We start from the raw sequence: 15,643 nt of genomic DNA, 5'->3' as shown, positions 1-15,643 counted from the left end.
TATTATTGAGCGATGAAGTCGTGAAGGGATCCCCTATGAAGCAAATTCGTATGCTTGCGCAGTACTACGTCGACCTGATGATGAAGCTCGGCCTGGTGCGTTTCTCAATGTTGTTGGCCCTGGCGCTGGTAGTGCTGGCGATTGTCGTGCAGATGGCGGTGACCATGGTGCTGCACGGCCAGGTCGAAAGTATCGACGTTATCCGCTCGATCTTCTTCGGCCTGCTGATCACTCCGTGGGCGGTCTATTTTCTCTCGGTGGTGGTGGAACAGCTGGAAGAGTCACGCCAGCGGCTCTCCCGTCTGGTGCAGAAACTGGAGGAGATGCGCGAGCGTGACCTCAAGCTTAACGTCCAGCTAAAAGACAACATTGCGCAGCTGAATCAGGAGATTTCGGATCGTGAGAAAGCGGAAGCCGAACGTCAGGCGACCCTTGAGCAGCTGAAGGTTGAGATGAAAGAGCGTGAAGTCACGCAGATTCAGCTGGAGCAGCAATCCTCCTTCCTGCGCTCGTTCCTCGACGCTTCACCGGATCTGGTCTTCTACCGCAACGAAGATAAAGAGTTCTCCGGCTGTAACCGGGCGATGGAGCTGCTGACGGGGAAAAGTGAGAAACAGCTGATTCACCTTAAACCGCAGGATGTCTACTCGGAAGAGGCGGCGGCCAAGGTTATCGAAACCGACGAGAAGGTGTTCCGCCATAATGTCTCTCTCACCTACGAGCAGTGGCTGGATTACCCCGACGGGCGCAAAGCCTGCTTTGAAATTCGTAAAGTGCCTTATTACGACCGCGTGGGCAAACGCCACGGCCTGATGGGCTTTGGCCGCGATATTACCGAGCGTAAGCGTTATCAGGACGCGCTAGAGCGTGCCAGCCGCGACAAGACCACCTTCATCTCGACCATCAGCCATGAGCTGCGTACGCCGTTGAACGGCATCGTGGGGCTTAGCCGTATTCTGCTGGACACGGAACTGACCGGCGAACAGGAAAAATACCTCAAAACTATCCACGTTTCCGCCGTGACTCTCGGTAATATCTTCAACGATATTATTGATATGGATAAGATGGAACGCCGAAAAGTCCAGCTGGATAATCAGCCTGTCGACTTCACCGGTTTCCTGGCGGATCTGGAGAATCTCTCCGGTTTGCAGGCGCAGCAGAAAGGGCTGCGCTTTGTGCTGGAGCCTTCGCTGCCGCTGCCGCATAAAGTGGTGACGGATGGTACGCGTCTGCGCCAGATCCTGTGGAACCTCATCAGCAACGCCGTCAAGTTCACCCAGAAAGGGGAAGTGGTGGTGCGTATTCGCTTCGATGCAGGCGATATGCTGCACTTCGAAGTGGAGGACTCCGGCATCGGCATTCCGCAGGAAGAGCAGGACAAAATCTTCGCCATGTATTATCAGGTGAAAGACAGCCACGGCGGGAAACCGGCAACGGGCACCGGGATTGGCCTGGCCGTTTCGCGCCGCCTGGCGAAGAGCATGGGCGGGGATATCACCGTCTCCAGCCAGCAGGGGAAAGGCTCTGTCTTTACGCTGACGGTACATGCGCCTGCGGTTGCTGAAGAGGTGGAAGATACCTTCGAGAACGATGAACTGCCGCTGCCCGCCCTTCATGTTCTGCTGGTTGAAGATATTGAGCTGAACGTGATTGTCGCCCGTTCTGTGCTCGAAAAACTGGGTAACAGCGTCGATGTGGCGATGACCGGGACTGCTGCGCTGGAGATGTTTACGCCAGGTGAGTATGACCTCGTGCTGCTGGATATTCAGCTCCCGGATATGACCGGGCTGGACATCTCCCGCGAGCTGACGCGTCGTTATACGCGCGATGAATTACCGCCGCTGGTGGCCCTGACCGCTAACGTTCTGAAGGACAAAAAAGAGTACCTCGATGCCGGTATGGACGATGTGCTCAGCAAACCGCTGGCGGTGCCTGCCCTGACCGCTATGATCAAAAAATTCTGGGATACCTGTGATGAAGAGGAGAGCACGATGACGCCTGTAGACAGCGAAAAAGCACAATCACTTCTGGATATCGCCATGCTGGAGCAGTACATCGATCTAGTCGGGCCGAAACTGATCACCGATGGGGTGGCAGTGTTCGAGAAAATGATGCCGGGCTATTTAAGCGTGCTGGAGTCCAATCTGACGGCGCGCGACCAGAAAGGCATCGTCGAAGAGGGGCACAAAATTAAAGGCGCTGCCGGATCGGTCGGGTTACGCCATTTGCAGCAGTTGGGTCAGCAGATCCAGTCTCCGGATTTACCGGCGTGGTGGGATAACGTGGGTGAATGGGTTGAAGAGATGAAACAAGAGTGGCAGAACGATGTGGATGTGTTGAAAGCGTGGGTGGAAAATACCAAAAAATGACCCCGGCTAAACCGGGGTGCGCGAATACTGCGCCAACACCAGGGAAATCTTGGCAGCGCCTGTTTTTTTAGTATTGTGACTGCATGGACGCTGCCCGAAAATTTAGGCCGCACGCAGTTAAGATAGCAAATCTTAAATGATTTGTTACAGGAATCAGTGAAATGTGTGAAGCATAGCGTTTTAATCAGAATTTTTAATGTGCTTCAGATAGTTGGAGAGAAGGGACGGCGAAATGAAAAAGGTAGGTGTTGTACTGAGCGGCTGCGGCGTTTACGACGGCGCAGAGATTCATGAGTCAGTTCTGACGCTGCTCGCACTGGCGAAACAGGGTGCAGAAGCGGTCTGTTTTGCGCCGGATAAAAGCCAGACGGATGTTATCAATCATTTATCTGGTGAATTAATGCCGGAAACCCGCAATGTGCTGATTGAAGCGGCGCGCATTGCCCGTGGCAATATCCAGCCGCTGGCACAGGCCAATGCCGAGGAGCTGGATGCCCTGATCGTGCCAGGTGGTTTTGGTGCCGCCAAAAATTTGAGTAATTTCGCCAGTCAGGGCAGCGAGTGTCGGGTCGATGATGCGCTGAAAGCGCTGGCGCAGCGCATGCACGCCGCAGGAAAACCGCTGGGCTTTATGTGCATCGCCCCTGCGATGCTGCCTAAGATTTTTGATTTCCCGCTGCGCCTGACCATCGGCACTGACATCGATACCGCTGAAGTGATCGAAGAGATGGGTGGCGAGCATGTGCCGTGCCCGGTGGAAGATATCGTGGTCGACGAGGACAACAAAATCGTGACCACGCCCGCCTATATGCTGGCGCAAACTATCGCTGAAGCCGCCGTCGGTATTGAGAAACTGGTCGAACGCGTGCTGGTGCTTTCCCGGTGAGTAAAAAACGCTCTTCTGTCGCCTGGGTGAAACGCATTGTGCTGCGCGCGCTGCTGGCGCTTGCAGTGTTCTGGGGCGGTGGCATCGCGCTCTTCAGCATTGTGCCAGTGCCGTTTTCTGCGGTCATGGTTGAGCGCCAGCTCGGCGCATGGCTGACGGGGGATTTCAGCTATGTGGCACACTCGGACTGGGTGAGCATGGACGAAATCTCCCCGTGGATGGGACTGGCGGTTATCGCGGCGGAAGATCAGAAATTCCCGGAACACTGGGGCTTTGACGTCTCGGCGATTGAAAAAGCGCTGGCCCACAATGAACGGAATGAAAATCGCGTGCGCGGTGCTTCGACGCTCTCTCAGCAGACGGCGAAAAACCTGTTTTTATGGGATGGCAGAAGCTGGGTGCGCAAAGGGCTGGAGGCGGGTCTGACGCTGGGCATGGAGACCGTCTGGAGTAAAAAACGCATTCTGACGGTGTATCTCAATATCGCTGAGTTTGGTGATGGGGTGTTTGGCGTGGAGGCGGCGGCACAACGCTATTTCCACAAACCCGCCAGCCGCCTGACTCAAGCCGAGGCCGCACTGCTGGCCGCGGTGTTACCTAACCCGATTCGCTATAAAGCGGATGCGCCGTCAGGGTATGTCCGCAACCGTCAGGCGTGGATCATGCGCCAGATGCGACAGTTGGGTGGAGAAGGGTTTATGACCAGGAATAAATTGTACAGATGAGGACTTAGTCCTCATCAAATCCGGCGTTGAACAGCGCGACGACCGCAGCCAGCGCTTCGACTTCCTGCGGACCGGTCGCTTCCACTTCAATCTGTCGGCCCTTTGCGGAATCCAGCATCAGCAGCGCAATTACGCTGTTGGCTTCTGCTTCCGTGCCTTCATCGTTACGCAGCAGCACTTCCGCATCAAATCCTTGCATCAGTTCAAACAGTTTCATCGCCGGGCGTGCGTGCATGCCCAGCTTGTTGGTGATCTCAACGGTATGTTTTACGGTCATGTTTTACGTTTTTCCAGCGTGCGATGACGAGACTGAACGTTTTTACCGCGTGAGCGGAAGTAATCAGCCAGCTGTTCGGCAATATACACCGAACGATGTTTACCGCCGGTACAACCAATTGCGACCGTCAGGTAGCTACGATTGTTGGTTTCCAGCATAGGTAACCATAGCTCAAGGTAGCTTCGCGTCTGGTAGATAAAATTGTGAACTTCTGTGTGACGATCGAGGAATGCCGCCACGGGCTTGTCCAGACCGGTCATTGGACGCAGTTTCGGGTCCCAGTGCGGGTTCGGCAGGAATCGTACGTCGAAAACATAATCCGCATCGATTGGAATGCCGTGTTTGAAGCCAAAGGATTCGAACACCATGGTCAGCTCGCGCTCGCGTTTACCCAACAGGCGGGTACGCAGCATTTCTGCCAGCTCATGCACGGACATTTCAGAGGTGTCGACGATCAGATCCGCACGGGAACGCAGCGGTTCCAGCAGATCGCTCTCTTCGTCGATGGCACTTTCAAGCGACAGATTCTTGCTGGAAAGGGGGTGTAAACGACGGGTGTCACTGTAGCGACGGATTAGCGTGTTACGGTCAGCGTCAAGGAACAGCAGCTGCGGCGTGAAGTTATCCGGCAGGCTGTTCATCGCCTCTTCAAAGATTTCCGGGGATTCCGGCATGTTGCGCACGTCGATACTGACCGCAGCAGAGATCTGCCGGTCAGCAAGCGTTCGCGCCAGGTCGGGCAGCAGGACAACCGGAAGGTTGTCGACGCAGTAAAATCCCATATCTTCGAGCGCTCGCAGGGCCACGGATTTCCCCGAGCCTGAACGACCGCTGACGATCATCAGCACCATGTTCCGTTTCTCCTCACGACTGCAGATGTGAAGGCCATCTCCTGGTTACGCATCATCCTGATTGCCTTCCGCTTCGGTGATAATTTGGTACAGCTCTTCATCACTTTGGGCTGCGCGCAGACGGCGGCAAATTGTTTTATCCGCCAGACGTTTTGCGACCAGAGAAAGCGTATGCAAATGGGTTTTCGTCTGGTCAGCAGGCACCAGCAGAGCGAAAAGCAAATCAACCGGCTGGTTATCAATCGCATCAAAAGCGATAGGCGTTTCAAGCTGCACAAAAACGCCCACGGCGCGTAATGTGTCTTCTTCCAGTTTGCCATGCGGAATGGCGATGCCATTGCCGATGCCGGTACTGCCCATTTTTTCACGGGTCAGAATGGCCTCAAATACCACCTGAGGCGGCAGGCTTAACTGTTTTGCAGCCAGTTCACTGATAATTTCCAGAGCCCGTTTTTTGCTCTGACAGTGAACGCCACTGCGGGTACATTCCTGGTTAAGGACATTACTCAATTGAAGCGAGGAATCGTTGTTCATCATAATTTCACCTAAGCGCTAACTGTACAAATGGCCTGTTGTGTTTGACAACAGGCCGCCCTGCACCCGTTAACTGCCCGGACAATTAGTGTTGTTTCAGTTTATCTTTATGTTTATTAAGCTGTCGTGCCAGCTTGTCAATCAAGCCGTCGATAGCCGCATACATGTCTTGCCCTTCCGCACTGGCATGGATTTCGCCCCCGTTGACATGCAGGGTTGCGTCCGAGATATGAGTCACTTTCTCCACTTTTAACACAATGTAGACCTGATTGATCCTCTCGAAATACTGCTCCAGTTTGGCGAATTTTGTATTCACAAAATCACGCAAGGCTTCAGTGATCTCGACATTCTGTCCTGTGATGTTGAGCTGCATAGTGTCTTCCTTATCGGTTGTGTCAAACCAGTTGTTTACGCTGGTTAGACGGCGGAATGGATAAAGACTCTCGATACTTCGCAACAGTACGACGTGCCACCATAATACCCTGGTCGGACAGCATGGTGGTTAACTTACTGTCACTCAGTGGCTTCGCGGGGTTTTCCGCGGCGATCAACTTCTTCACCAGTGCGCGAATGGCCGTTGACGAGGCTTCGCCACCGCCTTCGGTATTCACATGGCTGGAGAAGAAATACTTAAGCTCAAAAATACCGCGCGGGCTGTGCAGATATTTCTGCGTAGTCACACGCGAAATGGTCGATTCGTGCATCTCGACGGCCTGGGCGATATCCGCCAGCACCATCGGTTTCATAAACTCTTCGCCCTGATCGAAAAACGCTTGCTGCTGTTCGACGATGCAACGACTCACCCGTAGCAGCGTATCATTTCGGCTCTCAAGGCTTTTGATCAGCCAGCGCGCTTCCTGAAGATTGCTACGAATATATTGATTGTCGGAGTCGTTGCGCACGCTGGTGCACATGGAGGCGTATTGCTGATTGATTTGCAGGCGAGGAATGCTGTCGGAATTCAGTTCAACGGCCCAGCGGCCATTGTGTTTGCGTACCAGAACGTCAGGAATGACGTACTCGGGTTCGCTGGTCTGGATCGACTGTCCGGGGCGTGGATCGAGGGACTGAATCAGATTCACCGCCTCTTTCAGCACATCTTCTTTCAGACGGGTGACGCGCATCAGCGAGCGGAAGTCGTGATTCGCCAGCAGATCGAGGTGATCGCTGATGATCAACCGCGCTTCGTCGATCCACGGCGTCTCTTTCGCAAACTGCGACAGCTGGATCAACAGGCAATCACGCAGATCTTTCGCCGCCACGCCAACCGGGTCAAAGCGCTGGATGCGTTTTAGCACCGCTTCGATCTCATCGAGATCGATATCGCCGTTCCCGATGCTCTCCAGAATATCTTCCAGAGAAACGGTCAAATAGCCGGTGTCATCCACGGCATCGACAATCGAGGTAGCAATCGCGCGATCGGTTTCGGTGAATGGCGTCAGCTCCACCTGCCACATCAGATAATCCTGCAGGGACTGGGTGGTTTCACCCTGATAGACCGGTAGCTCGTCATCCTGGTAATCTGCACGCGTCCCGGAAGGGGTTCCGGCGGTGTAGATTTCATCCCAGCTGGCGTCTAGCGGTAGCTCGTCCGGCATCTCTTTTTGTTCAAGAGCGTCTGCCGTATCAAGCGATTCGGTGTCCTGCTTTTCCTGGGTATCAACCTCGTCATGAAGATCGGTTTGCTCCAGCAGGGGGTTACTGTCCAGCGCCTGCTGGAGTTCCTGCTGAAGTTCTAACGTGGACAGCTGCAACAGACGAATCGCCTGTTGTAGCTGTGGCGTCATCGCCAGTTGCTGGCTGAGCCGTAATTGCAAACCTTGCTTCATGTTCAGAGCGTTTTTCCCCGCTTTGGCGTGACTTAACCTCTACCCTATCAGAGTCTGAAGTCTTCCCCAAGGTACACACGCTTCACATGCTCGTCTTCGAGGATTTCGAGTGGCGTGCCGTGGGCGATTAAATGGCCCTGGCTGACGATATAAGCGCGTTCACAAACTGCCAGCGTTTCACGTACGTTGTGGTCCGTGATGAGCACACCGAGGCCGCTGTCGCGCAAATGCTCGATAATACGTTTGATGTCGATGACGGAGATAGGGTCAACGCCCGCAAAAGGTTCATCCAGCAGGATAAATTTTGGATTCGCGGCAAGCGCACGGGCGATTTCCACGCGGCGGCGTTCACCACCGGACAGCGCCTGACCGAGGCTGTCGCGCAGATGTTCGATGTGGAACTCTTCCATCAGCTCGTTGGCACGATCCTGACGCTGCTCGGAGGTCAAATCGTCACGGATTTGCAGCACGGCCATCAGGTTGTCGAACACGCTCAGACGACGGAAAATCGACGCTTCCTGCGGCAGATAGCCAATACCACGACGCGCGCGCGCATGCAGTGGCAGCAGGCTGATGTCTTCATCATCAATGATAATGTTGCCCGCATCGCGTGAAACGATGCCGACCACCATGTAAAAGGTGGTGGTTTTGCCCGCACCGTTTGGGCCTAACAGGCCCACGATTTCGCCGGAGTTTACGGTCAGACTGACATCTTCCACGACGCGGCGGCCTTTATAGGCTTTGGCGAGGTTCTTTGCAGTTAATGTTGCCATAACGAATTAGTTACTCTTTTTCTGTGCCGGGGCCTGGTCTTTGTTCTTGTCCTGCAGCTGAGACGGAACCAGAACGGTAGTGACGCGCTTACCTTTTTCGCTGAAAGCCTGCATTTTCTGCTCTTTCACCAGATAAGTGATCTTATCGCCGGTGATGTTGCTATCCAGCTGTTCCAGATAGGCATTGCCGGTCAGGATGACGAGATCTTTAGCCAGCTCGTAGTGCATATGAGAGGCGCGGCCTTTCACCGGCTTGCCGTTATCCTGCATCTGATAGAAGGTGGCCGGATTACCGTAGCCATCAATAATCTCTTTGCCCTGCTCGCCGCCCGGACGGGTGACAACCACTTTGTCGGCATTGATTTTGATTGTGCCCTGGGTCATGACGACGTTGCCGGTAAAGGTCACGACGTTACCCTGCATATCAAGCGACTGAGTGTCAGATTCGATATGGATAGGCTGCTCAGTGTCGCCCGTAACAGCAAGCGCGGGGAGACTGGCGGCCAGCAGCGCGCTGGCAATGATAAAGTTAAGGCTGAGTTTGTTTGTTTTGAATTTCATAGGAGGTTCTAACCTTTTCAATCAGCTCGGCGTTTTTGCTGCGTAAGTTCCCGCGCATTCTTAGACCGCTGGAATTAAATGTTGTGCCGTATAACGTCACCAGATCCTGAGACGTGACATCCTGGGTGACCAGGTTGATCTGGGCATTATCCGTAGTAATTTTGCGCAGTTGAGAATCTGGCGTCAGGGCGTTGACTTCAACATGACCATACAAATAAAGCATACGGTCATTCGTCAATTTTGCTCTGTCAGATTTAATCGACCACGTTGGAATTTTGTTGGTATCAAATGTGGTCATCACCGGCCGGGTGAACCACGAGATGCCATCATCGGAAAAATACTCTACATGCTGCGCAATCAGGCGATAGTTCAGGGCGCCTTCAGGGCTGTAAACCACGGTGTCGCTGTGGTCGCTTTTGTAGGTTGGATCATTGGTGCTGACCACTTCATCCGGCGTGTCGTCCTGGTCGGCGAGATTCACGCCAATCAGAACCAGTACGGCCAGTGAAAGCAGAATGATAACCCAACGTCTGGTTTTACTCATATCGATTGCCCTTTGGCCTCATCAAGCTTGCCCTGCGCCAGCAGTAACAAATCGCAGACTTCACGAACGGCGCCGCGACCGCCGTTGATCCGGGTGACATAGTCAGCGCGCGGGATCAGCAAAGGATGGGCATCCGCCACGGCGATGCTCAACCCGACTTCAGCCATGACCGGCCAGTCGATCAGATCGTCTCCTACGTAGGCGACGTTTTCAGGGGCGATGGCAAGCTTCGCCAGCAAATCCCGGAACGCGACCATTTTGTCGGATTGCCCCTGATACAAATGGGTAATGCCTAATGTTTCGCAGCGATCTTCTACCAGTTTAGCCTTACGCCCGGTGATGATAGCAACTTCGATGCCGGATGTGATCGCACAGCGAATTCCGTAGCCGTCGCGCACGTTGAATGCCTTCAGCTCTTCGCCGTTATTGCCCATAAAAATTAAGCCATCGGACAGCACACCATCCACATCCAGAATAAGCAGACGGATGTTTTCCGCCTTTGCCATCATCTGCGTACTGACCGGGCCATAACAGGTTGCAAGGGATGCACCCGCATTACTCATTGTCTTATCCTTCATTACACTACGCCTGCGCGCAGAAGATCATGCATATGTACCACACCCAGCAGTTGGTCGCCATCGGCAACCATGGCTGAGGTAATATGACGGGACTGCATCAGGTTCAAAACTTCCACCGCCAGCGTACCAGGCCGGACCCGAATTCCGCCGGGGGTCATTACATCTGCAATGCCCAGCGTGCGCACGTCAACGCCCATATCGAAGACGCGACGTAAATCACCGTCGGTGAAGATCCCTTCGATCTTCATCAGGTCGTCGCAAATGACCGTCATACCGAGATTTTTACGGGTGATTTCCAGCAGCGCATCACGCAGCGAGGCATCTTTGCTGACGTGCGGGATTTCCGCGCCGGTGTGCATAATATCATTCACGCGCAGCAGAAGTTTACGTCCGAGCGCGCCGCCTGGGTGAGAGAGGGCAAAATCTTCGGGGGTAAAACCACGTGCTTCGAGCAGTGCCACGGCGAGGGCATCGCCCATCACCAGCGCCGCAGTGGTGCTGGACGTCGGTGCCAGGCCGAGCGGGCAGGCCTCTTGCGGGACTTTCACGCACAGGTGAATATCCGCCGCGCGCGCCATGCTGCTCTCCGGGCGACTGGTCATGCAAATGAGGGGAACGTGCAGGCGCTTGAGCACCGGGATCAGCGCCAGGATTTCGTTCGATTCACCGGAGTTAGACAGCGCAATCACCACGTCCTGCGGCGTGACCATTCCGAGATCGCCATGGGCGGCTTCACCCGGATGGACGAAGAAGGACGACGTGCCGGTACTGGCGAAGGTCGCGGCCATCTTACGACCGATGTGACCGGATTTGCCCATCCCCATCACCACGACTTTACCGGTGCAGGCGGCAATTTGCTCACATGCCTGACTAAAGTCCTGATTTATGTATTGATCTAACTGCGCCAGACCTTCACGTTCAATCTCCAGAACTTTTTTGCCTGCTTTCTGAAAGTCAAAACCCGGCTGCAATTCTATTTGCGACATAATGCGTTTCCGTTTACCCAGAGAGAAGAGGCGACAGCCAGTACAGCATCGCCATCCATACGATAAAACCACCTGTCAGTAAGGCGCCCGCCCCTTTGCCTATTTGCTGCTTCCGCCGCCAGCAGAGCAGGGCGAAAATCACGCTGACGAACAGCATCACACCGTAATCGCGGGAGAAGGCCAGCGGGTTAAATGCCCCTGGCGCAATCAGTGCGGGTAAACCCATAACGATAGCGATGTTGAAGATATTCGAGCCAATGATATTGCCAATTGCGATATCACCTTCGCCTTTCCGTGCGCCCGCGATCGCCGTGGCCAGTTCTGGCAGGCTGGTACCGATCGCAATTACCGTCAGGCCAATCGTCAGTTCGCTAATCGCGAAGTAGTTGGCCAGTACCGTGGCGTTGTCGACGACCATGCGGGTGGCCATCGGCATAATAATCAGCGCCACGCCAAGCCACAGCAGGGCAACGGGCAGAGTGCCTTCACGCGGAAGTTCAGCCACCTGCTCACGCGTCAGGCTATCATTCCCCTGTTTTTCCGCCAGCCGGGCAATCTTGACGATATAGAGCAGCCAGATGATCGCCAGCGCCAGCAGTAAAATACCGTCGTCGAAGGTCAGTTGCCCATCATAAAGCACATAGCCTGCCAGCAGGCTGACAATTAACATTAGCGGCAATTCGCGGCGCAGAACATCAGAATCCACGCGAAATGGATGCAGCAGTGCGGCAAGGCCAAGGATCAATAAAATATTAACGATATTTGAGCCGATCGCGGTACCAATGGCGAGATCAACCTGGCCATGGAGCGACGCGGAAACAGAGACAATAATTTCCGGAAGCGATGTGCCGACGCTCACCACCGTCATGCCAATAATCAGCGGCGGTATCCCAAAGAGTCTGCACAGGATGGATGCGGCGAAAACCAAACGGTCAGCACTGTAGACCACAAGAAGTAAACCAATTATTAACAGTGCCGTTGCTAAAAGCATCAAAAATCCTTTATTCAGGTATACTCGCCGGTCCACTGAGAATGAATCTCTGGCGCCGCATGCAGTCTGTAGACGTAACGAATTCCTAATTTTGACTTTATGCGCCGGAAAAGTAAAACAAATGCCAGCTTTCGCTAACCTGAGCGGATAATTATCTGCAAAAATGTCGGGTTTAAGGCTGAATTAAGCGCCATGCTTAACCTTGATGGGAAAGAAAGGAACGTTAAATGAGCCAAACGATGGCGAATTTAGTCGACGTCCGTGACGTCAGCTTCTCGCGCGCTAACCGATTGATATTCGAAAACATCACGCTGACGGTGCCGCGGGGTAAGATCACCGCGATCATGGGGCCATCCGGCATCGGCAAAACCACACTGCTGCGTCTGATTGGTGGGCAGATCCCACCGGACCGCGGTGAAATTCTTTTCGACGGTGAAAATGTCCCGCAGATGTCGCGCTCACGCCTGTATACCGTCCGTAAACGGATGAGCATGCTGTTTCAGTCTGGCGCGCTATTCACCGACATGAACGTCTTTGATAACGTCGCCTATCCGCTGCGCGAGCATACGCGTCTTTCCCCGGAACTGTTGAAAACGACGGTGATGATGAAGCTGGAAGCCGTGGGGTTACGCGGGGCGGCCAAACTAATGCCGTCAGAGCTTTCCGGCGGGATGGCGCGTCGTGCCGCACTGGCGCGTGCGATTGCGCTCGAACCCGATTTAATCATGTTCGATGAACCTTTCGTCGGCCAGGACCCGATTACCATGGGCGTGCTGGTCAAATTGATTTCAGAACTGAACAGCTCGCTGGGTGTCACATGCATTGTGGTTTCACACGATGTGCCAGAGGTACTGAGCATCGCGGATTACGCCTATATTGTGGCGGATAAAAAGATCGTCGCCCACGGCGGTGCTCAGGCGCTGCAGAACAACAGTGACCCGCGCGTTCGCCAGTTCCTCGACGGGATAGCGGATGGTCCTGTGCCGTTCCGTTATCCGGCGGGTGACTATCATCACGATTTACTGGGAATAGGGAGTTAAGCCGCTGATGCTGTTAAATGCGTTGGCCGCCCTTGGACACCGTGGCATAAAAACCATCAGGACGTTCGGGCGTGCCGGGTTGATGTTGTTCAATGCGCTGGTGGGTAAGCCGGAATTCCGCAAACACTCCCCGTTGCTGATTCGTCAGCTCTATAATGTCGGCGTGCTGTCGATGCTGATTATCATCGTGTCGGGTCTTTTTATCGGCATGGTGCTGGGGCTGCAGGGCTATCTGGTGCTGACCACCTACAGTGCAGAAACCAGTCTCGGTATGCTGGTGGCGCTTTCACTCCTGCGTGAGCTTGGCCCGGTGGTGGCGGCACTGTTATTCGCCGGCCGCGCCGGTTCCGCGTTAACCGCCGAAATTGGCCTGATGCGCGCGACGGAACAGCTCTCCAGTATGGAGATGATGGCGGTCGACCCGCTGCGCCGCGTGATCTCGCCGCGTTTCTGGGCAGGGGTGATCTCTCTGCCGCTGCTGACCATTCTGTTTGTCGCCGTCGGTATCTGGGGCGGTTCATTGGTTGGCGTGCAGTGGAAAGGGATTGATGCTGGTTTCTTCTGGTCTGCAATGCAGGATGCCGTCGATCTGCGCATGGACCTGGTGAACTGCCTGATTAAGAGCGCGGTATTCGCCGTGACTGTGACCTGGATTGCGTTGTTCAACGGATATGACGCGATACCAACTTCTGAGGGCATCAGTCGCGCGACAACGCGTACTGTGGTTCATTCGTCGCTGGCCGTTCTTGGCCTGGATTTTGTGCTCACCGCACTGATGTTTGGGAATTGAGTTCATGCAAACAAGAAAAAGTGAAATTTGGGTAGGTGTGTTTCTGCTGTTGGCGCTTCTGGCTGCGCTGTTTATCTGTCTCAGAGCGGCGGATATCACCTCCATTCGGACTGAACCCACTTATCGTCTCTATGCGACCTTCGATAATATCGGTGGTCTGAAGGCGCGTTCGCCGGTGCGCATCGGCGGTGTGGTGATTGGCCGAGTTTCAGACATCACGCTGGATGAAAAAACCTATCTGCCGCGCGTCGAAATGGATATCGAAGAGCGCTACAACCACATTCCGGACACCAGCTCGCTGTCTATTCGCACGTCCGGTCTGCTAGGCGAGCAATACCTTGCGCTGAACGTCGGCTTTGAAGATCCTGAGCTGGGAACGTCTATTCTTAAAGACGGCGGCGTGATTCAGGATACGAAGTCAGCCATGGTGCTTGAAGATATGATTGGTCAGTTCCTTTACAGCGGTAAAGGAGATGATAAGAAATCCGACGATACCTCTGCACAGAGTGAAGGCCAAACTGACGTCGCGCCGACCCCTGGCACGACGAATTCATCTCAGGAGAAGTAATTCATGATTAAACGACTGTTAATGGTTGCCATGCTGGTGATTGCCCCGTTGAGTGCAGCTGTTGCTGCGGATCAGAGCAACCCCTATAAACTGATGGATGAGGCGGCGCAGAAGACCTTTGATCGCCTGAAAAACGAGCAACCTAAAATTCGTGCGAACCCGGATTACCTGCGCGATGTGGTGGATCAGGAACTGCTGCCGTATGTGCAGGTGAAATATGCGGGTGCGCTGGTGCTGGGCCGTTATTACAAAGATGCGACTCCTGCGCAGCGCGATGCTTACTTTGCCGCTTTCCGTGAATACCTGAAACAGGCGTACGGCCAGGCGCTGGCGATGTACCACGGCCAGACCTATCAAATCGCTCCGGAACAACCGCTGGGTGACGCGACGATCGTACCGATTCGTGTAACCATTATCGATCCGAACGGCCGTCCTCCGGTGCGCCTGGATTTCCAGTGGCGTAAAAACTCCCAGACGGGCAACTGGCAGGCCTATGACATGATCGCCGAAGGGGTGAGCATGATCACGACCAAACAGAACGAGTGGAGCGATCTGCTGCGTACTAAAGGTATTGATGGCCTGACCGCACAGCTGAAATCGATCTCCAGCCAGAAAATTTCTCTGGACGAGAAAAAGTAATGACGCAGCCATTTAGCTGGTCGCGTGAAGGCGACAAACTCGCGCTGTCCGGTGAACTTGACCAGGATCTGCTGAACCCCCTGTGGGATGTGCGTCATGACGTCATGCAGGGCGTTAAGCTCATCGATTTAACCCACGTTACCCGCGTGGATACGGCAGGCGTTGCGCTGCTGGTCCATCTGGTGGCTGAAGGTAAAAAGCTGGGCCAGGCGGTCACGTTAACCGGGGTCAGCGAAAAGGTGCTGACGCTGGTGCAGCTCTATAATCTTCCCGAAGACGTTTTACCTCGTTAATATTTTCAGTGCGTTACTTCTGAAAGCCTCGACTGTTTCATCGTCGGGGCTTTTTGCCTGTTTAAGCCTGCGTCACTTTGCTCTAAGATGTTGGGCTTGTTTCACTACCCGATGATTTAGAACCCATGGAAAATCATGAAATCCAGACAGTGCTGATGAACGCACTCTCCCTTCAGGAAGTCCACGTCACTGGCGATGGCAGTCACTTTCAGGTTATTGCTGTGGGTGAGATTTTCGACGGCATGAGCCGTGTGAAAAAACAGCAGGCTGTCTACGCGCCGCTGATGGAATACATTGCAGATAATCGCATTCACGCTCTGTCGATCAAAGCGTACACCCCGCAAGAGTGGGAACGCGATCGCAAGCTAAACGGTTTTTGAGCTGAGGGTGTCTAGCCCGCAGCACGGTT

General features: G+C 54.2%; 20 protein-coding genes. 9 read left to right on the top strand and 11 right to left on the bottom strand.

Annotated features, from left to right (window positions below; all coding sequences use genetic code 11):
- Nucleotides 1-35: 35 nt before the first annotated feature.
- The 3 genes from arcB (at nt 36) to mtgA (ending at nt 3,980) form a co-directional block, all read left to right on the top strand.
- Complete coding sequence (gene arcB, locus ACB496_RS19760; protein ID WP_371973332.1) at nt 36-2,369, top strand: aerobic respiration two-component sensor histidine kinase ArcB; 2,334 nt, start codon at nt 36-38, stop codon at nt 2,367-2,369.
- Between the two features lie 232 nt (nt 2,370-2,601).
- Complete coding sequence (gene elbB / locus ACB496_RS19755; protein ID WP_268194843.1) at nt 2,602-3,255, top strand: isoprenoid biosynthesis glyoxalase ElbB; 654 nt, start codon at nt 2,602-2,604, stop codon at nt 3,253-3,255.
- Complete coding sequence (gene mtgA / locus ACB496_RS19750; RefSeq protein WP_371973329.1) at nt 3,252-3,980, top strand: monofunctional biosynthetic peptidoglycan transglycosylase; 729 nt, start codon at nt 3,252-3,254, stop codon at nt 3,978-3,980. Before elbB ends, mtgA begins: the two co-directional genes overlap by 4 nt.
- Before the next feature lie 4 nt (nt 3,981-3,984).
- Here the strand turns inward: mtgA and npr are convergent, their stop codons facing one another.
- From npr to ACB496_RS19695, 11 genes are all read right to left on the bottom strand, one after another.
- A complete protein-coding gene (gene npr / locus ACB496_RS19745; protein WP_095283587.1) occupies nt 3,985-4,257 on the bottom strand; it encodes a PTS phosphocarrier protein NPr in 273 nt (90 codons plus the stop codon).
- Nucleotides 4,254-5,108 (bottom strand): RNase adapter RapZ, encoded by an 855-nt coding sequence (rapZ, locus tag ACB496_RS19740; protein WP_100778723.1) that lies wholly within the window; start codon nt 5,106-5,108, stop codon nt 4,254-4,256. The genes npr and rapZ overlap by 4 nt, the downstream gene beginning before the upstream one ends.
- Before the next feature lie 45 nt (nt 5,109-5,153).
- Nucleotides 5,154-5,645, bottom strand: coding sequence for a PTS IIA-like nitrogen regulatory protein PtsN (ptsN, locus tag ACB496_RS19735; RefSeq protein WP_100778724.1), 492 nt, complete (start codon nt 5,643-5,645; stop codon nt 5,154-5,156).
- A gap of 82 nt (nt 5,646-5,727) precedes the next feature.
- Nucleotides 5,728-6,015 (bottom strand): ribosome hibernation promoting factor, encoded by a 288-nt coding sequence (hpf, locus tag ACB496_RS19730; protein WP_100778725.1) that lies wholly within the window; start codon nt 6,013-6,015, stop codon nt 5,728-5,730.
- Between the two features lie 22 nt (nt 6,016-6,037).
- Nucleotides 6,038-7,471: an RNA polymerase factor sigma-54 gene (gene rpoN / locus ACB496_RS19725; RefSeq protein ID WP_102105493.1), complete on the bottom strand. Its 1,434-nt coding sequence runs from the start codon at nt 7,469-7,471 to the stop codon at nt 6,038-6,040.
- 47 nt (nt 7,472-7,518) lie between these two features.
- Complete coding sequence (gene lptB / locus ACB496_RS19720) at nt 7,519-8,244, bottom strand: LPS export ABC transporter ATP-binding protein (RefSeq protein ID WP_100778727.1); 726 nt, start codon at nt 8,242-8,244, stop codon at nt 7,519-7,521.
- Between the two features lie 6 nt (nt 8,245-8,250).
- Nucleotides 8,251-8,805, bottom strand: coding sequence for a lipopolysaccharide ABC transporter substrate-binding protein LptA (gene lptA, locus ACB496_RS19715; RefSeq protein WP_100778728.1), 555 nt, complete (start codon nt 8,803-8,805; stop codon nt 8,251-8,253).
- Nucleotides 8,774-9,349, bottom strand: coding sequence for an LPS export ABC transporter periplasmic protein LptC (gene lptC, locus ACB496_RS19710; RefSeq protein WP_100778729.1), 576 nt, complete (start codon nt 9,347-9,349; stop codon nt 8,774-8,776). The genes lptA and lptC overlap by 32 nt, the downstream gene beginning before the upstream one ends.
- Nucleotides 9,346-9,912 (bottom strand): 3-deoxy-manno-octulosonate-8-phosphatase KdsC, encoded by a 567-nt coding sequence (kdsC, locus tag ACB496_RS19705; RefSeq protein WP_102105492.1) that lies wholly within the window; start codon nt 9,910-9,912, stop codon nt 9,346-9,348. Before kdsC ends, lptC begins: the two co-directional genes overlap by 4 nt.
- Before the next feature lie 14 nt (nt 9,913-9,926).
- The gene (gene kdsD, locus ACB496_RS19700; protein WP_100778731.1) at nt 9,927-10,913 is read right to left on the bottom strand and encodes an arabinose-5-phosphate isomerase KdsD; all 987 of its coding nucleotides are present in this window, start codon (nt 10,911-10,913) and stop codon (nt 9,927-9,929) included.
- Between the two features lie 13 nt (nt 10,914-10,926).
- A complete protein-coding gene (locus ACB496_RS19695; protein ID WP_102105490.1) occupies nt 10,927-11,904 on the bottom strand; it encodes a calcium/sodium antiporter in 978 nt (325 codons plus the stop codon).
- Between the two features lie 227 nt (nt 11,905-12,131).
- Here ACB496_RS19695 and mlaF point away from each other — a divergent pair, with 227 nt between their 5' ends.
- From mlaF to ibaG, 6 genes are all read left to right on the top strand, one after another.
- Nucleotides 12,132-12,944, top strand: coding sequence for a phospholipid ABC transporter ATP-binding protein MlaF (gene mlaF, locus ACB496_RS19690; protein ID WP_100778733.1), 813 nt, complete (start codon nt 12,132-12,134; stop codon nt 12,942-12,944).
- Between the two features lie 7 nt (nt 12,945-12,951).
- Nucleotides 12,952-13,734 (top strand): lipid asymmetry maintenance ABC transporter permease subunit MlaE, encoded by a 783-nt coding sequence (gene mlaE, locus ACB496_RS19685; protein ID WP_100778734.1) that lies wholly within the window; start codon nt 12,952-12,954, stop codon nt 13,732-13,734.
- A gap of 4 nt (nt 13,735-13,738) precedes the next feature.
- Nucleotides 13,739-14,302 carry an outer membrane lipid asymmetry maintenance protein MlaD gene (mlaD, locus tag ACB496_RS19680; protein WP_100780811.1) on the top strand — a complete coding sequence of 188 codons (564 nt, stop codon included), beginning with the start codon at nt 13,739-13,741 and terminating at the stop codon, nt 14,300-14,302.
- Between the two features lie 3 nt (nt 14,303-14,305).
- The gene (gene mlaC, locus ACB496_RS19675) at nt 14,306-14,941 is read left to right on the top strand and encodes a phospholipid-binding protein MlaC (RefSeq protein ID WP_100778735.1); all 636 of its coding nucleotides are present in this window, start codon (nt 14,306-14,308) and stop codon (nt 14,939-14,941) included.
- The gene (mlaB, locus tag ACB496_RS19670; RefSeq protein WP_371973322.1) at nt 14,941-15,234 is read left to right on the top strand and encodes a lipid asymmetry maintenance protein MlaB; all 294 of its coding nucleotides are present in this window, start codon (nt 14,941-14,943) and stop codon (nt 15,232-15,234) included. Before mlaC ends, mlaB begins: the two co-directional genes overlap by 1 nt.
- Before the next feature lie 125 nt (nt 15,235-15,359).
- A complete protein-coding gene (gene ibaG / locus ACB496_RS19665) occupies nt 15,360-15,614 on the top strand; it encodes a BolA family iron metabolism protein IbaG (RefSeq protein WP_100778737.1) in 255 nt (84 codons plus the stop codon).
- Nucleotides 15,615-15,643: the final 29 nt, after the last annotated feature.

It is taken from the genome of Lelliottia nimipressuralis, from assembly GCF_041464075.1.
Classification (GTDB): Bacteria; Pseudomonadota; Gammaproteobacteria; order Enterobacterales; family Enterobacteriaceae; genus Enterobacter; species Enterobacter nimipressuralis.
Note: the sequence above shows the minus strand (reverse complement) of the source record. Positions and strands in the feature narration are given on the sequence as shown.

What these genes read in the sequence shown, in the direction of transcription:
- arcB (WP_371973332.1), top strand. Translation starts at nt 36, where the DNA reads ATGAAGCAAATTCGTATGCTTGCGCAGTACTACGTCGACCTGATGATG.
- elbB (WP_268194843.1), top strand. Translation starts at nt 2,602, where the DNA reads ATGAAAAAGGTAGGTGTTGTACTGAGCGGCTGCGGCGTTTACGACGGC.
- npr (WP_095283587.1), bottom strand. Translation starts at nt 4,257, where the DNA reads ATGACCGTAAAACATACCGTTGAGATCACCAACAAGCTGGGCATGCAC.
- rapZ (WP_100778723.1), bottom strand. Translation starts at nt 5,108, where the DNA reads ATGGTGCTGATGATCGTCAGCGGTCGTTCAGGCTCGGGGAAATCCGTG.
- ptsN (WP_100778724.1), bottom strand. Translation starts at nt 5,645, where the DNA reads ATGATGAACAACGATTCCTCGCTTCAATTGAGTAATGTCCTTAACCAG.
- hpf (WP_100778725.1), bottom strand. Translation starts at nt 6,015, where the DNA reads ATGCAGCTCAACATCACAGGACAGAATGTCGAGATCACTGAAGCCTTG.
- rpoN (WP_102105493.1), bottom strand. Translation starts at nt 7,471, where the DNA reads ATGAAGCAAGGTTTGCAATTACGGCTCAGCCAGCAACTGGCGATGACG.
- lptB (WP_100778727.1), bottom strand. Translation starts at nt 8,244, where the DNA reads ATGGCAACATTAACTGCAAAGAACCTCGCCAAAGCCTATAAAGGCCGC.
- lptA (WP_100778728.1), bottom strand. Translation starts at nt 8,805, where the DNA reads ATGAAATTCAAAACAAACAAACTCAGCCTTAACTTTATCATTGCCAGC.
- lptC (WP_100778729.1), bottom strand. Translation starts at nt 9,349, where the DNA reads ATGAGTAAAACCAGACGTTGGGTTATCATTCTGCTTTCACTGGCCGTA.
- kdsC (WP_102105492.1), bottom strand. Translation starts at nt 9,912, where the DNA reads ATGAGTAATGCGGGTGCATCCCTTGCAACCTGTTATGGCCCGGTCAGT.
- kdsD (WP_100778731.1), bottom strand. Translation starts at nt 10,913, where the DNA reads ATGTCGCAAATAGAATTGCAGCCGGGTTTTGACTTTCAGAAAGCAGGC.
- ACB496_RS19695 (WP_102105490.1), bottom strand. Translation starts at nt 11,904, where the DNA reads ATGCTTTTAGCAACGGCACTGTTAATAATTGGTTTACTTCTTGTGGTC.
- mlaF (WP_100778733.1), top strand. Translation starts at nt 12,132, where the DNA reads ATGAGCCAAACGATGGCGAATTTAGTCGACGTCCGTGACGTCAGCTTC.
- mlaE (WP_100778734.1), top strand. Translation starts at nt 12,952, where the DNA reads ATGCTGTTAAATGCGTTGGCCGCCCTTGGACACCGTGGCATAAAAACC.
- mlaD (WP_100780811.1), top strand. Translation starts at nt 13,739, where the DNA reads ATGCAAACAAGAAAAAGTGAAATTTGGGTAGGTGTGTTTCTGCTGTTG.
- mlaC (WP_100778735.1), top strand. Translation starts at nt 14,306, where the DNA reads ATGATTAAACGACTGTTAATGGTTGCCATGCTGGTGATTGCCCCGTTG.
- mlaB (WP_371973322.1), top strand. Translation starts at nt 14,941, where the DNA reads ATGACGCAGCCATTTAGCTGGTCGCGTGAAGGCGACAAACTCGCGCTG.
- ibaG (WP_100778737.1), top strand. Translation starts at nt 15,360, where the DNA reads ATGGAAAATCATGAAATCCAGACAGTGCTGATGAACGCACTCTCCCTT.